General features: G+C 46.9%; 9 protein-coding genes and 1 pseudogene. 2 read left to right on the top strand and 8 right to left on the bottom strand.

Annotation, left to right across the window (positions count from 1 at the left end; genetic code table 11):
* From QUA40_RS24465 to QUA40_RS24455, 3 genes are all read right to left on the bottom strand, one after another.
* Window positions 1-4,757, bottom strand: a 4,757-nt coding sequence (locus QUA40_RS24465) for a DUF4347 domain-containing protein (protein WP_333130698.1), incomplete at its 3' end; no start/stop codon positions are given.
* Window positions 4,758-4,812: 55 nt separating this feature from the next.
* The gene (locus QUA40_RS24460; protein WP_333130696.1) at window positions 4,813-5,646 is read right to left on the bottom strand and encodes a sulfotransferase; all 834 of its coding nucleotides are present in this window, start codon (window positions 5,644-5,646) and stop codon (window positions 4,813-4,815) included.
* Between the two features lie 455 nt (window positions 5,647-6,101).
* Window positions 6,102-6,983 carry a lysophospholipid acyltransferase family protein gene (locus QUA40_RS24455; RefSeq protein WP_333130694.1) on the bottom strand — a complete coding sequence of 294 codons (882 nt, stop codon included), beginning with the start codon at window positions 6,981-6,983 and terminating at the stop codon, window positions 6,102-6,104.
* Window positions 6,984-7,728: 745 nt separating this feature from the next.
* Between QUA40_RS24455 and QUA40_RS24450 the strand changes: the two genes are divergently transcribed.
* Window positions 7,729-7,866 (top strand): hypothetical protein, encoded by a 138-nt coding sequence (locus QUA40_RS24450; RefSeq protein WP_333130693.1) that lies wholly within the window; start codon window positions 7,729-7,731, stop codon window positions 7,864-7,866.
* 861 nt (window positions 7,867-8,727) lie between these two features.
* Window positions 8,728-9,645, top strand: coding sequence for an SH3 domain-containing protein (locus tag QUA40_RS24445; RefSeq protein ID WP_333130691.1), 918 nt, complete (start codon window positions 8,728-8,730; stop codon window positions 9,643-9,645).
* 264 nt (window positions 9,646-9,909) lie between these two features.
* Here QUA40_RS24445 and QUA40_RS24440 read toward each other — a convergent pair whose 3' ends face one another.
* The 5 genes and pseudogenes from QUA40_RS24440 to QUA40_RS24420 form a co-directional block, all read right to left on the bottom strand.
* Window positions 9,910-10,338 (bottom strand): hypothetical protein, encoded by a 429-nt coding sequence (locus tag QUA40_RS24440; protein ID WP_333130689.1) that lies wholly within the window; start codon window positions 10,336-10,338, stop codon window positions 9,910-9,912.
* Complete coding sequence (locus tag QUA40_RS24435) at window positions 10,338-10,997, bottom strand: glutathione S-transferase family protein (protein ID WP_333130687.1); 660 nt, start codon at window positions 10,995-10,997, stop codon at window positions 10,338-10,340. The genes QUA40_RS24440 and QUA40_RS24435 overlap by 1 nt, the downstream gene beginning before the upstream one ends.
* A 167-nt stretch (window positions 10,998-11,164) precedes the next feature.
* Window positions 11,165-12,787: pseudogene (locus QUA40_RS24430) on the bottom strand (S8 family peptidase); the annotation flags it as partial.
* Between the two features lie 81 nt (window positions 12,788-12,868).
* The gene (locus QUA40_RS24425) at window positions 12,869-13,750 is read right to left on the bottom strand and encodes a hypothetical protein (protein ID WP_333130685.1); all 882 of its coding nucleotides are present in this window, start codon (window positions 13,748-13,750) and stop codon (window positions 12,869-12,871) included.
* A 28-nt stretch (window positions 13,751-13,778) separates the two neighbouring features.
* Window positions 13,779-14,087, bottom strand: a complete 309-nt coding sequence (locus QUA40_RS24420; protein ID WP_333130683.1) for a hypothetical protein — start codon at window positions 14,085-14,087, stop codon at window positions 13,779-13,781.
* Window positions 14,088-14,132: the final 45 nt, after the last annotated feature.

The raw sequence follows: 14,132 nt of genomic DNA, 5'->3' as shown, positions 1-14,132 counted from the left end.
GGGTTGCTGAGGTTTAAAGCTGCTGTACCGAGATTTTTTACGGTAAAGGTTTTGTTGAGAGTGCCGCCAATAATTGCGCTGCCAAAGTCGATCGTACTTGTAGTACCATCAGCTATATCCGTTGTTCCGTCTAATACTTGGATTTCTGGTAATGGTGTGGCCGTAACTGATGCTGAAATCGGGAAATCAAAGGGATTTTCATCACTGTCATTATTGACAAATTGCAACGTACCTGTTTTATTTCCGGCGGTGTTTGTATCTACTTGAACTTGCAGATTAGTTGTATTGCCGGCGGCGAGAGTTGCAGGTAAATTTCCGACAATGCTAAATCCGGTTGGTAGGGTAGGGTTGCTGAGGTTTAAAGCTGCTGTACCGAGATTTTTGACTGTGAAGGTTTTGTTGAGAGTGCCGCCGATTGTTGCGCTACCAAAGTCGATCGCACTTGCAGTACCATCAACTATATCCGTTGTTCCGTCTAATACTTGGATTTCTGGTGCAGCAGTTGCTGTGACGGTGGCCCCAATCGGGAAATCAAAGGGATTTTCATCACTGTCATTATTGACAAATTGCAACGTACCTGTTTTATTTCCGGCGGTGGTTGTATCTACTTGAACTTGCAGGTTAGCACTCGCGCCGGCGGCGACTGTTGGGGGTAAGGTTCCAACTAAGCTAAATCCGGTTGGTAGGGTAGGGTTGCTGAGGTTTAAAGCTGCTGTACCGAGATTTTTTACGGTAAAGGTTTTGTTGAGAGTGCCGCCAATAATTGCACTACCAAAGTCGATCGCACTTGCAGTACCATCAACAATATCCGTTGTTCCGTCTAATACTTGAATTTCTGGTAATGGTGTAGCCGTAACTGATGCTGAAATCGGGAAATCAAAGGGATTTTCATCACTGTCATTATTGACAAACTGCAACGTACCTGTTTTATTTCCGGCTGCTGTCGTATCTACTTGAACTTGCAGGTTAGCACTCGCGCCTGCTGCGAGAGTTGTCGGTAAGGTTCCAACTAAGCTAAATCCGGTGGGTAGGGTAGGGTTGCTGAGGTTTAAAGCTGCTGTACCGAGATTTTTGACTGTGAAGGTTTTGTTGAGAGTCGCACCGACTGTTACGCTACCAAAGTCGATCGTACTTGCAGTACCATCAACTATATCTGTTGTTCCGTCTAATACTTGAATTTCTGGTATGAGAGTTACGTCGTTATCGGTATTAGTCACCGCGACATCGGTTGGATTAAATCCGTTGTAATTAGTGTCGGTACTGGTAGCGGCGGCGGTGACAATGTTATAGGCTTTATTTCCATCTACTAGATTGTCATCAACTCCCGTTGCGGTGACTGTTTGGGGAGTATTCCAATTCGCTGAGGTGAAAGTGACTGAAGTTGGAGAAACTGTTCCTTCGGCGGTGTTATCGCTGGTTAAACCTACAGTCACATCTGCCGTCGGTTGAGTGTTGAGTTGAACTGTAAATGTCGCTTTCCCTCCGGCTTCTGTGGTGTTTCCACTAATGGCGGAAACTGTAAATCCGGCGGTGTCGTTATCGGTATTAGTCACCGCGACATCGGCTGGATTAAATCCGTTGTAATTAGTGTCCGTACTCGTAGCGACGGCGGTGACAATGTTATAGGCTTTATTCCCATCTACTAGATTGTCCTCAACTCCTGTTGCGGTGACTGTTTGGGGAGTATTCCAATTCGCTGAGGTGAAAGTGACTGAAGTTGGGGAAACTGTTCCTTCGGCGGTGTTATCGCTGGTTAAACCTACACTCACATCTGCCGTCGGTTGAGTGTTGAGTTGAACTGTAAATGTCGCTTTCCCACCAGCCTCAGTTGTGATTAATCCTGTGGTGGGTGTGATGGTAATGCCAGCAGTATCATTATCAGTAATTGCCACACTTTGGTTAGTAGTAGTACCTAATCCTATCCCTGTTGACGGGTTGCTAATTGTTAAAGTAGCTGTTTCCACACCTTCGGCAATTAAATCATCATTAACTGTGATGGTTACTTGCCCCGTATTACTTCCATCTGGTATGGTTATTTGAGTGGGAATAGTATCAGTAAAATCAGCGGCGCTAGCAGTACCAGTTAATGCAAAATTAAGTGTTTGAGCGCCGAAGACGTTAGCTTCGGCAGTCGCGGTAAAAGTAATAGCAGTTTTCCCGGCTTCGCTGGCAGTAGTTGTGCTGGCAGTGAGGTTAACTTTCGGTGCGGCAATGGTGATATTAAAAGTAGCTGGGTCGGAAAGGTCAACACCACCATTCGCCGTACCGCCGTTATCTTGCAGTCGCACAGTTACGGTGGCAGTACCGGGTTTGCCAGTGGGAGTATAGGTCAGCGTGCCATTGGTTGCTACACTTGGTTGAGTTGTAAATAGGGTGTTGTCGGTGTTAGTAACCGTGTAGTTGCTAACTGTTTGAGTGGCTTCATCGGCGGGGCCGAAAGTAACGCTATTTACCCAATTACTGACGGTTTGAACTGTATTTGTCCAAGCTGTTAGGGTTTGGTTGCCTAAGTTAGTGAAACTGGGTTTGTCGTTGACGGGGGTAACGGTGATGGCTGCGGTGTCGGTAGCAGTGCTGAAGACTGTGCTACTGCCGTTGGTGCTGCTATCAGCGGTGCTGCCGTTAGTGCCAGAGAGCGTATCCCAGGCGCGGAAGGTGATGCCGTTGGTGACGGTGCCGTTGTAGTTGGCGTTGGGTTGGAAGTAAATGCGGGTATTGGCATTGGCGGTGAGTAGGCGAGCATTGGTATTGGATACTGCGCCCAAGGCGTTCCAAGTAGTACCTCCATCTATGGTGTAAAACCAACTGCCGTTAGTCGTGTCGGCGGCGGTGATGGCGATGCCTGCCACTGCGCCAATGTCGGGGTCGGTGATGTTTGTACCTATAGCAGCAATAGATGAGATGAGGTTGCCGACAGCGCCAGTGGGAGCACTGGAGTCTTCTAGGATGTTGGTGAGGGTGACGGTGGTATCGGCAAGGACGGGTGCAGCGTTGATGCTGCCGTAAACATCGTTATTATCTTGGTTAACTCCTTGACCGTTGGCGGGGGTGTTGGCAGCGGGAGTGCCAGCTTGGTTGGCAGCGGTGTTGCCGGTGAAAGTTGCTCCAAATGACATAACAGTGGGTAGCGCGGTGGGCATTCCCTGATCGCCGCCATAGAAATTGGTGAAAGAACGCATGGCAAAAATTGCCCCACCTTTGCCTTTACCGCCTCCGCCACCGTTGCCACCCGTACCGCCGCCTGTAGCAGTGTTGTTGGTAAATGTGGTGCTGTCAAGGATGAGAGTACCTTGACGGATGAATACTGCACCCCCCATGCCGTCGCCGCCGTTCTTGCTGCTAGTGAGGAAGCCGCCGCCATCGGAGCCCCCACCCCCGGGACCGAGGCCGCCGATGCCGTAGCCGCCGCCGCCGCCGAAGCCGCCGAGGCCGCGCCTGCCGTTGCCGCCGTTGCCGCCGTCGCCGTTGCTACCGCCGAAGCGGCCCAAGCCTGCGTTGCCGCCGATGCCTTGGCCACCGCCGCCGCCGAAGCCGCCGTAGCCGCCGTTTCCGATGCCGCCGTCGCCGCCGCCGTCGCCGCCGTTGCCGCCGATGCCTTGACCACCGCCGCCGCCGAAGCCGCCGTTGCCGCCGAAGCCGTCGCCGCCGCCGAAGCCGTCGCCGCCGTCGCCACCGGTGCCGGTGCCGCCGAAGCCACCGAAGCCGCCGAAGCCACCGGTGCCGGTGCCGCCGTTGCCACCGGGGCCACCGTTGCTGCCAGTCTGGTTGGCACCATTATTAGCCGGATTGAGAGGCACAAAATTAGCACTGCCACCCGTGCTACCAACCCCACCATTTCCGCCAATGGCAGAGTTATTAGAAAAGGTGACAGAATTCAGGCTGACTGTGCCGTTATAAACAAACAAGCCACCCCCCATACCCGCGCCCCCACCACTACCATCTCCGCCCTGGGCACGACCCCCCCTCATAGTCATGTTGGTGAAACTGACGGTTCCAGACTTCACAAAGAAGAGGCGAACGTCACCCGTATCATTGATGCCACTGTTATTGGCATCTCCACTGACTGTGAAACCGCCACCAATAAAAGCAATATTGCTGTCGATTAGCTGATTCGGAATTTGCGTAAACGTGACATTTGTTTGGAGAGTAATTGTGTCATCTCCGGCTGCGGTATTCGCATCTAAAATTGCTTTGCTTAAAGTACCTGCTACAGTGCCCGTGCCATCATCGGTTGCCACTGTGACATTAAAATTTGCCAGTATATAGTCATAATCTTTCATCGCCTCCCGATTAAACGGCACGGCGGACTCAATTTGGCCCGTTACTATTTCTAAATCCCAGTCGCCCCCTTTAGCTGCAGAACCCGTCAAGTCGTCAGAGGCTGCGACATCTGCACCTGTGAGTTCACTCAATCGCTTGACAAAATTATTGCCACTTTCTCCGGCGGCTACATCGCATCCATAAACTAGGATATCTCCGTTCTCTGTCAGAGCATTTCCCCACTGTTTTAGCTGAGTGTTGAAAGTTTCTATATCATTCTCATTGAGTACGTCGGCACCGAGTTTTAAACTGCCTTGGTTGCCGTGAGAAAGGATATGCACGGCGTCTATGTCTTTTTGATTGGCTAAGGCGTTTGTAATTTGTTCGATGCCGCTCAAATTGTTATTTAAAATGACAATTTGAGCGCCATCGGCGTTTTGAATAAGGCTTTGATAGTCTTGTACGGATGAGTCTACGAAAATAATTTGGTTGTTCACGGTAGATTACCTGATAGTTTTTGCTTGGTCTTAGATCTCAATACTCGTCAAAAATCTATGTTAATTTTGCTTTCGCTACAATGGCGCTGGCGCGGCTATATGTTGCATCTGTCCAAAAAGATAAGCCATCAAATCGCTCAAACAAATCAGGTGGTAAAATGGTTTTTCTAGGTTTAAACTCGACTTGAGAACGCACCTGATGTAACCCTTGTGTTTTCAGCTTATTATCAAATTCTGGCTCTTGATATTCAACACTATCAAAATCATGCTCAAAATGGTCTTCACCAAGAAATTGATAAATCAACGACATGGTTTTAGCCGGGTTTATGGTTAATAGCTCGTAATCAACCAAGAGGAGAGAGGCACTCTGTTCGCTGTAAAATGCTTCTTTAAGGGCGTTATAAGCATAACCCACTAAACGCGAACCTTGGCTTAATGCCTCCGTGCGACTGTATACTGTAGCCCGTTCGGCTGGATTATTAAATAACCGGGAAACATCAAAGGCGTTACGCCGAATCAGTAGCTCGATGCTGTCCATAATCCAAGCGATGTTTCTGACACAGCAGATGACTTTCGCTTCGGGAAATAGTTCCCGAATTAATGGCAATTTGCTGCACCACAGGCGATTGGTGTCGAAGACAATTTCTTTATCAACTTGCGGGTGGTAGTAAGCTGAAAAGATGCTCATAATCAGCGCCCGTTTTTGTTCAGGGGAAATGAACACCGAAAACTCATTGTCTTCGCTCATGGCTTCCAACATCCACTCTACTAAACCCCCCACGGGGCTAGTCATGGCGGCGTGAAACCGGGGGTTTTGTCGCAGGATGGCTGCTAGTAAGGTAGAGCCTGAACGCGGCAATCCCGAGATGAAGTGGGCTTTCTGGAGCATCCCTTTGGAATATATTTAATGTTGCCAAGTAGTCTGCTTTTGAAGAGAAGAAAGCCATCGCTTTTGCGGTTGCTACTTGCTGTATCATTGCACACTATTGACTTTCAATAATCTCTGGAGGGAAGACACTGCCTCCAGCATCTGAGACGATATCTGCTTTAAGTTGGATGTTGCATAACTTTACGGAATTACCGCCGAGTTTATTGCAAAATCTATCTTGCGGTAGATAGCAGTCCACTGAGTTTATGATTGTACACTCGCGAGTAGGAGAAAAGTGCAATCGAACTCGGCCAATAATAATCATAACCTCGGTCATTGCTTTGGAAAAAAATCTGCTCAGATAAATTTTGACCAAAATCAGTCCTGGCCGCACTCGCAACCCAAGCGTTGGGGGGTTTTCTCCCGGGGTTCTGGGATCTAAGAAGGTTTTTTGGTCGATCGAACTTGTCCAATTCTCAACTACCAATCAAACAATCTAATTGTGCTTGCATTTGAGTGGTAACTCGATCGAAACAAGCATCAACATAATCGCGATCGCGCGCCGCCTCCGAACCGTACCTCTCAAATACGATCGGTTCGCACACGCGAGTCCGAATTTGTACCGGCAAAGGCAGGTTAGGCAAAGGCCCAATACTCAGTCCCCAAGGCAATCCCAAATACACCGGCAATACCACCGGATCGATGCCAAATAGCCACGGCATTCCCCATTCATGCAATTGCTTTGCTTGTTCGTACAAATCTGCCAAAACAATCAAAGTATCGTGGGCACCGTGGGATACAATTGGTACAATTGGTGCTTCTTCTCGCAATGCTAATTTAATAAATCCCTTGCGTCCCGCAAAGTAGATTTTATCGCGCAAGTGGTGGGGGCGAAAAACATCTTGAGCGCCGCCCGGATAGACGAGAACTGGGGCATTTTTTCGCAAAGCTGCGATCGCCATTTTCGGATGCGCCTTCAGGGCTCCACACTGAACCGCCATGCTAGCAACATCAGGAGAAACTTGCCAAACCGTCGGGTGCATCAATCCGTAGGCCAAGCGTTCCGTGCCGTACCTGCGGAACCATTCGTATAGGAACATAAACATATCTGGAGCGGCGATTCCCCCGTTGTGAGAACCGACAACGAGCATTTTTCCGCTCGCGGGGACGTGGTGCCAGCCGTCGCTTTGTACGCGAAAATAGTAGCGATACAGCCATTCCCAGACAGGCAACAGAAGCTTAATGAAGTCGGGATTGCGATCGTCTAAAGATAGACCGTCCAAGGGATAGTTAGAGGATTTGCCGTCTTTTTTGTTAGTAGTTTTTGTCACTGCAAAAGTATTTAACGCTTTGGTCATTATATAGCAGAAGGAAGAAAGCTTTAGCTATCTACAAGAGAAGGCGTTGCTGATTTACGGTATGAAAGGCTAAATATGTAAGTCATAGAAACCAGTATCCACAAAGCTTCTGGATTTTCAACTGATTTTTTTCATACCCTGATTAAGCAAGACCCAAGAGAAGGGTTTAGTTATTTCGGTACGAAGGAACAGGGGAGGAGATTAGTTGGGCTTTTCCTCTCCTTGTGCGTGCGCTAATCCCGATCGCCCTCCCCAAAAAAGATTTTTTATATCATTAATATGCTCCCATTTCGCAGGAATCTACCGCATTAGTTTCAGCAAGTGAAAACCTCATAAACATCGAGTGCGGTTGCTATAGCAATATAATTAAATCAGAATTGGCGCAAATATTTGGTTTCAGATTTGCTCGGGCTGGTTTTGTTCGGAAGTTTTATGCTGGTTGTCTATGTTGTTGGCTAAACCCGCCTCTTGGATTTTCAAACTGAGATGTTGCACCATTCTCAATAAGACTTTTATGGACGGGATCTCCTGCCCATCCCCTACTCCCCAGAAGAAATTCATTGTTTGTGGAACAGGCTATCGGGGCTTTTAATGGTGCTCGGGGCGTGAGTTTCAACAGACTGGCGCTCGAACCGTAGCAGGCAAACTAAAGCATCAGCGAGTAAATATCAAGCAACCATCCAAGTTTCTTACGTAAGAGTCAGCACCAAGGGCATCTGAAGTCGGGGAACTACAAACCCGTGTGGTGACAGAATCGTTAATGGAAATGTCTCCACAGGAACAAAACCGTTTGCAAACAGCTACAGCAAATGTCGGTGATCGCGGGGCTGCTTTAGCCACAAAAACACAACTGTGTCTCAAGCCGATAAGGATCGCGAATTAAATAACTTACAATTTTAATTGTTATTGTGGGATGGGCGTCCCGCCCGTCAAAAAAGGGCGGAATGCCCATCCCACAAACTTGTGTAAGTTATGGAATTCTCATTCCTAAGTTTCCGTTTTGGAAGATTTTATCAAATTGATGCCAGCCATCCGGTCAAAACTAGCGATTTGCGCTGTTTGCCACAATTTTAAGAGGACTTACGCACGTACTACGATTTTCTGTCCGAAGATAAAGTAGTGAAGCAATGTTTCGGCTACGCTCACCACAAGTCTCAAACCCTTGATTTAATGCCCTTGAGTGCGTAAGTCCTGTTTAAGTAAGGTACGATCGACAGTGGAGATCGGTATCAGGCTTCCGACACCCCTGTACGACGATGGGGTCGATCGCACCAATCGCCTGTCAATCTGAATCTTGGAGCATCTCAAGCACCATCTCGCTCTCGAATCTGCCAAGAATTCACCTGAAATGCAGCCCCATATTACTCAACTGCAAAAACTGACAGCTAAATGGTTTAACGAACACCTGACAAGATATTGACGGACAACACATAACTTCGATTCCTAGCACACTGTCCCGCATTTAAACTGTTAAGTGGTGAGTGTTGACTTTCCCGCTCTCCCATTCCCCGACTCGGACACTCTCCCCTTCTCCCTCCCCCGCTCTGCCATAATGAGTCATTTATCGGTGTAGCAGCTTTATTTGCCTTGGCTCAACTCACCAAATATTAAATAATATAAATAAAACTTGACTTGCGGTCATAAAAAAGTTATGTAAAGCTTTTTTGTGGAAGACAAATCGATTTTTTTGCTATATTGACCTGCAATTAAGATAATGATTGTGGTTAAGTGAGGAGTTGAACGGATGAAAAACTTGAATTGCTGGAATAAACCCGCTGCATTGCTGGGCGCGATCGCGATCGTAGCCGGAAGTTTGCAGGCGAATGCCATCGGTGTTGCCACCCCATCAACATCCACTGTCAGTCAAGATGCGGAAAATATTTCGTTTGAAGATAGCGCCACCTTTCAAATAGCCCAGGCTGGCAACCTTTGCCGCAAAGTCACTCCCAAAGAAGGTTTGACCGTTCGCCAGAACCCAGACCCCAAATCCCCTAGAGTTGGCGGTGTAGGACTTAACACTCAGGTAACGCTGTCCCAAGGCGCTACTTCTGTTAAAGCCTCGGACGGTCGCCTCTGGATTCAAATTACCGCTCCCGTCACAGGGTATGTAGCTAGCGGCTATCCCAAAGACGAAAGTAATTTAGGTTCGTGCACTATTAGTCAAGCTCCTTCCCCAAGTCCCGCACCAGCACCTGCGCCAGCACCAACGCCAGCACCAGCACCTGCGCCAGCACCAAGTCCCGCACCAGCACCAGCACCAGCACCTGCGCCAGCACCCGCACCTGCGCCAGCACCAGCACCAGCACCTGCGCCAGCACCTGCGCCAGCACCTGCGCCAGCACCAGCACCGGCACCTGCACCAGCCCCGGCACCTGCACCTGCGCCAGCCCCGGCACCGGCACCTGCGCCAGCGCCTGCGCCAAGCCCCGTAAGTCTGTGCCGCCAAGTAGAACCTCGCGTAGCGCCGAGGGGTCTATCTATCCGCACCGAGCCTTCCAAGACTTCTGCTGTTAAAGGCGGTGTAGCGCCTAACGGTCAAGTAACGCTTGTACCGAATTTCCAGTTAGTGAAAGATAAGAATGGAGAAAATCGCAATTGGGTTGAGATTTCAGGCCCTGTGCCCGGATTCATCTCGGCGGGAAATTTAATCATGTGCAAGTAAACTTCTGAGTTCGATCGCTCTTTTAGTCAAAAAGAGCGATCGACAGTGAAAATAGTTTTAAGTTATTGTCGCGCAGCCAGGGAACAACGCGGAGCCCAGATTCCTTCCATGACTTACCCAGGAATAACTTATTGCTGTCGCGAGTTAGCGGTAGCGAATCTTTCTGGACCTCTGTTTTTCATCCTAGATGGCGTAAAGTCCTCGCTTGCTTCCTCGCCACGAAGGCGGGGTGAAGAAATTTAAGCAAAAAGCCGATCGACCTTTCTACTGACAGCGCCCGCTTGCCCAATTTTGGTGTCCGCGATTTGGTTGACACTTCGATTGTCGGCCAATCCAGACAATTTCCCACTTATTTTGCCTGAGTCTGAGTTCGATGCGGTGTCGCATTGCAGCAACAGAATCGTCAGCTAAACCTATGACTGTATGCACAATTACTGCTGTTTCTCGCGTGGGATATTCAACCGAAATTTGGTCGCTTTTTCGGCCTTCAGATTCTTCATCGAGAATAAAGAGTTTTGCGGCTATATCTTTGGGGTTGGAGACGGTAATTTTGCGATCGCCCAGGAACTGTTTAGCGTTAATCGATTCGTAGTTCGATCGGGCGGCGGGCTGCCCCATGGCGGCGATGGGAATTTGGATGCAGGCGAAAACAGCTAAGAAAAAGAGCGATCGCTTGACAATTGATTTGTTCATTAGGCGTCAGATTGTGCCAAAAATTTTTGTCTCCGAGATGCGTAAGCCACCAAATCTGCTTCGGTGAATTGAGTTTGCTGCCATGAGGGGCGGGCAAGCAGTCGATCGCACCAAGCTTGAATTTTAGGATAGCCGTCTAGGGACACACCAGCCCAAGATAGCAAGGGCACGACGGTGCCGGCAAGGCACTCGGCAAAGGTAACAGTGTTGCTAGCGAAAAAAGGGCGATCGTCCAACAAGCCTTCAAAGAATTTCAGCACAGTATCGACTTTTTCCTTCGCCTTGGCGATTTCCTGCGCTTGGGGAGTTCCCCATCCCATTTTTTCAGTGCTTAGGAGGTAAAGCCCCGGTAGAAGTTCGTTAACCGTGACCAATTCTACCATCCTCACAACTGCCAAATCTTTCGCATCTTTTGGCAGCATTGCCGGTTCGGGATACTTCGTTTCTAGATAGTCAAGAATTGCTAGAGACTCGACGACAGTGAAGTCATCATCGACCAAAACAGGGATGCGGTGAAAAGGATTCATTGCGATAAAGTCTGGCTGCAAGTTATCGCCGTCCAAGTGGATTTCTACCAATTCAAAGTCGAGGTTTTTTTCTAAGAGGGCGACCCAGACGCGGCGGGAGTTGGGGGAAATGGGAGTGTGGTAAAGTTTCATGACTGCTTGCGTTGGTTGTTGAGAGTGAGGTGTTGAGGGTTCACTTGTCTCGCGCTGCTGAAAATATTTAGACTGTAGTCAATTTTACCCTATCCGGAATTGTCAGGGCAAATACTGGTTAAATATAACAAAAATATGTGCGATCGCATTTAGCTACTTTAGCTACATCATATTGAGTTAATTTCCACCTGCTGATCTAATTCTATTTCGACTTGAACCTCAACAAATGGAGCGTAAATGGGAATATCCGATGCTATTGCTTCAAAGCTAATAACTAGAGAATAGGGTGCTTCTGCATCTGGATCGTTATTCCAACCTTCATGTCCAACTACTGCAATGCAGAATGCTTCTCTGAGTTTAAATGATTTGACAACAGTCCAATCCTTTTGAACAGTTCCCGCGCTTCTAGATACACCCTCAATTTTTCCATATTTTTTCGCTCTTTTGCCAATAGTCCAGTCAAAAACTTTCTCTCCCTTGTCTGCATTCTCTGGAGTATCATACTCTTTTAAAATCCTCGCCAGAAAATTTTCGGGATCTTCTTCCTTTTTGCTACAATCCCAATCCAGCCAAGTTGAAAGATATTTTCTGCGATTTCTACGAGTTCGACGTGGTTGTGCTTTGTAAGATAGAGTAACTTCTACCAGAATCTCATGTTGTTCTCCCTGACTACGCAATTTGTCTGGCAATTTTACTTGGTAAACATGAGCCTGTCTGGCTTTAATACGATTATTTCCTCTGGTAATCAAAGTAATACGATTGGGAGAATTACCTAAAGCGCGATCGATATTTGGAATGCCATAACCAATTTGACGAACAGTATCAAGTTTTTCTTCTGCCCACTCTGGCCATCTGGCTGATTGTACTATCAGCGCACGATATAAAAGGCAACTCTCATCCGGCAACTCAGCAGCAAGACACGCTGCTATATGGCTGACTTTTGGCGTAGCATATGACGTTCCCACCGTGTCAGCAGCAACTGCTGGCCCACCATTCAAGGTCGATCGTACTAATTCAGGACAAACTTCTTTACGTGAAATAATGTTAGGTGGTATTGATTCATCTTTTATTAAGTCCCCACCATATTCAACTACTTCCGGTTTAATTGTATCCCAAATTCCTAACCCAGAGCATGAAAAAGCTGAGGGTTTATCCTTTTGTGATATTGAAGAATAGGATAGTGCATGATAAGAAGCTGGAGAAATTGATCCAACGGTTAAGGCTTGAAAACTTTGTGCAGGGTTAGCAATTCTACAAGAATTTTCTAAAAGATAATCTGGACATAGCCGATTTGCTGCCAGATGATCTTTGACAGATAATCTTGTATATCCTATTTTCCCACTGAAAGGTAAATTACCTGCTGCCACAATAAACAATATATCATTTTTCCAGGTCAAATTATCAATCGCCGCTGCCCAAGGACTCATATATTGGGTGTGGCACGGAACAGACCCAGTAATAGAATGATTAAAAATTCTAGTTTTTGTTTTACCGTGATAAAAGTCCACAATATCACCTAGTAATTTCGGTGGGAATAGCTGTTTTGGTAGTTGACAATTAACATCAAGGACTCTCGCATTTTGAATCCAGCAAATAGCTTTTTCCTTTCCAGTACGAGGTATGGTTATGGGGTAAATGACTGCACCAGCTACCCTGGTTCCGTGGCCGCCATTCCTAACACGGTCAGCAATTTGGTCGGTTTCTCCCGGCACCCAAGATGTTGAATTATCGCAATCGATTGCTGTTTTTAAGAGAGGATGCCTTTCTTGAATCCCACTATCTATAACACATACCTTGGGAGCATTTAATTTCGGTGCTTGTAGTTTGAAAGTAGGAGTATCAACATCAGATAAAGCTTCTAGCTCAACAAATTAAGCAAACTCATCAGGCTCACTGACATCAAAAATATAAGGAAAGTTGAAAACTAAATCTTTTAATCCTTTACCTGAAATTTGAATTCTACAGGAAAAACTATCCGGTAATTTAGCTGATTGAGGAATACTTCCATCAACTATATCTAATATTTTTCCTTGATAACTTTGAATAAATTCAGTGAACTCATCTTCTCTTTCGGACTTTATCTCATCCCATTTTTCATAGGTCAAGTCACGTTTGTCAATCCAGCGATTAACTCTTTCCTGGAAATGATCGGCATTTTCATCTTTTTTTATTTTTGGACACTCAGACAACTTAGATTTAATACCTACACAAGCAATCCCTACATCAACTGTGTATATCTGGTCATCTTTAACTAGATCCCAATGAGCCATTAATTCTGGCGAAAGAATGTATTCTGGCTTTTTAATTCCGTCAATCATATCCCAGATTTCTGCAACTTTTCCGCTCCGAGCTTCTTCCTTAATAAATTTTTCTATTTTAGTTCGCAGTTCACTAAGTTCTAAATCGGCTGATGCACCAATAATGTATCCATCTTCTATCTCTGCTATCAGCTCAATTCCATAGGCTTTAAGACTATCAGGATCGAAAAGATGTGGATCGATTTTTAAGATAATACGTCTAGAATTAGGAAGTTCTGGTTGCTTCTCCTCTTCTCTTTTTTCTTGAGTCTCTTTCCAATTAGCAGTTATGGAGGCCACAGAACTATTTAGCCTACTACCATGTCCCCATCTGTCACCCAAATTTCCGAGTGTTTGAGGATCTTTTTGTCTGCCTCCCCCTGGTGGACTTGCAGCAATTCCTTCTTTTGCAAGACTGAGCTGAATATGCGGAAATCTATCAGAACGTTCAACCATTTACTTCTCCTGACACAAAAAAATAAATTTATCCAACCTTGATTTCTTTAACCGCTTCTTCCAAGTGTTCGTGAATCACCAGCTCCTCTCGCTCAAGAATTGCCCGTTTAGCAGCATCTTGTGCAACCCGCACGGCTTGAGCAGCAGAAAAATCTCTCATCTGAGCTATGAGCACAGGCCAGTTAATAGAGCCTACTTCCATAGCAGATAGTGTTTCTTTTAGGATAAATTCTAACTCTTTTTCTCCGGGCTTTGGTACTTCTATCAAATCATCAAATCGTCTCCACAGTGCAGTATCAAGAGATTGGGAGCATCCCGGTTTTGCGCTTTTGAGCATCAAACGGATATTGATCCGTTAAGGTAGGCGCACCGAAGCTTAAGC

The sequence above is a fragment of the Microcoleus sp. Pol11C3 genome, assembly GCF_036701485.1.
Taxonomy (GTDB): domain Bacteria; phylum Cyanobacteriota; class Cyanobacteriia; order Cyanobacteriales; family Microcoleaceae; genus Microcoleus.
The sequence above is the reverse complement of the archived record's forward strand: the minus strand, read 5'-3'. Positions and strand labels throughout refer to the sequence as shown.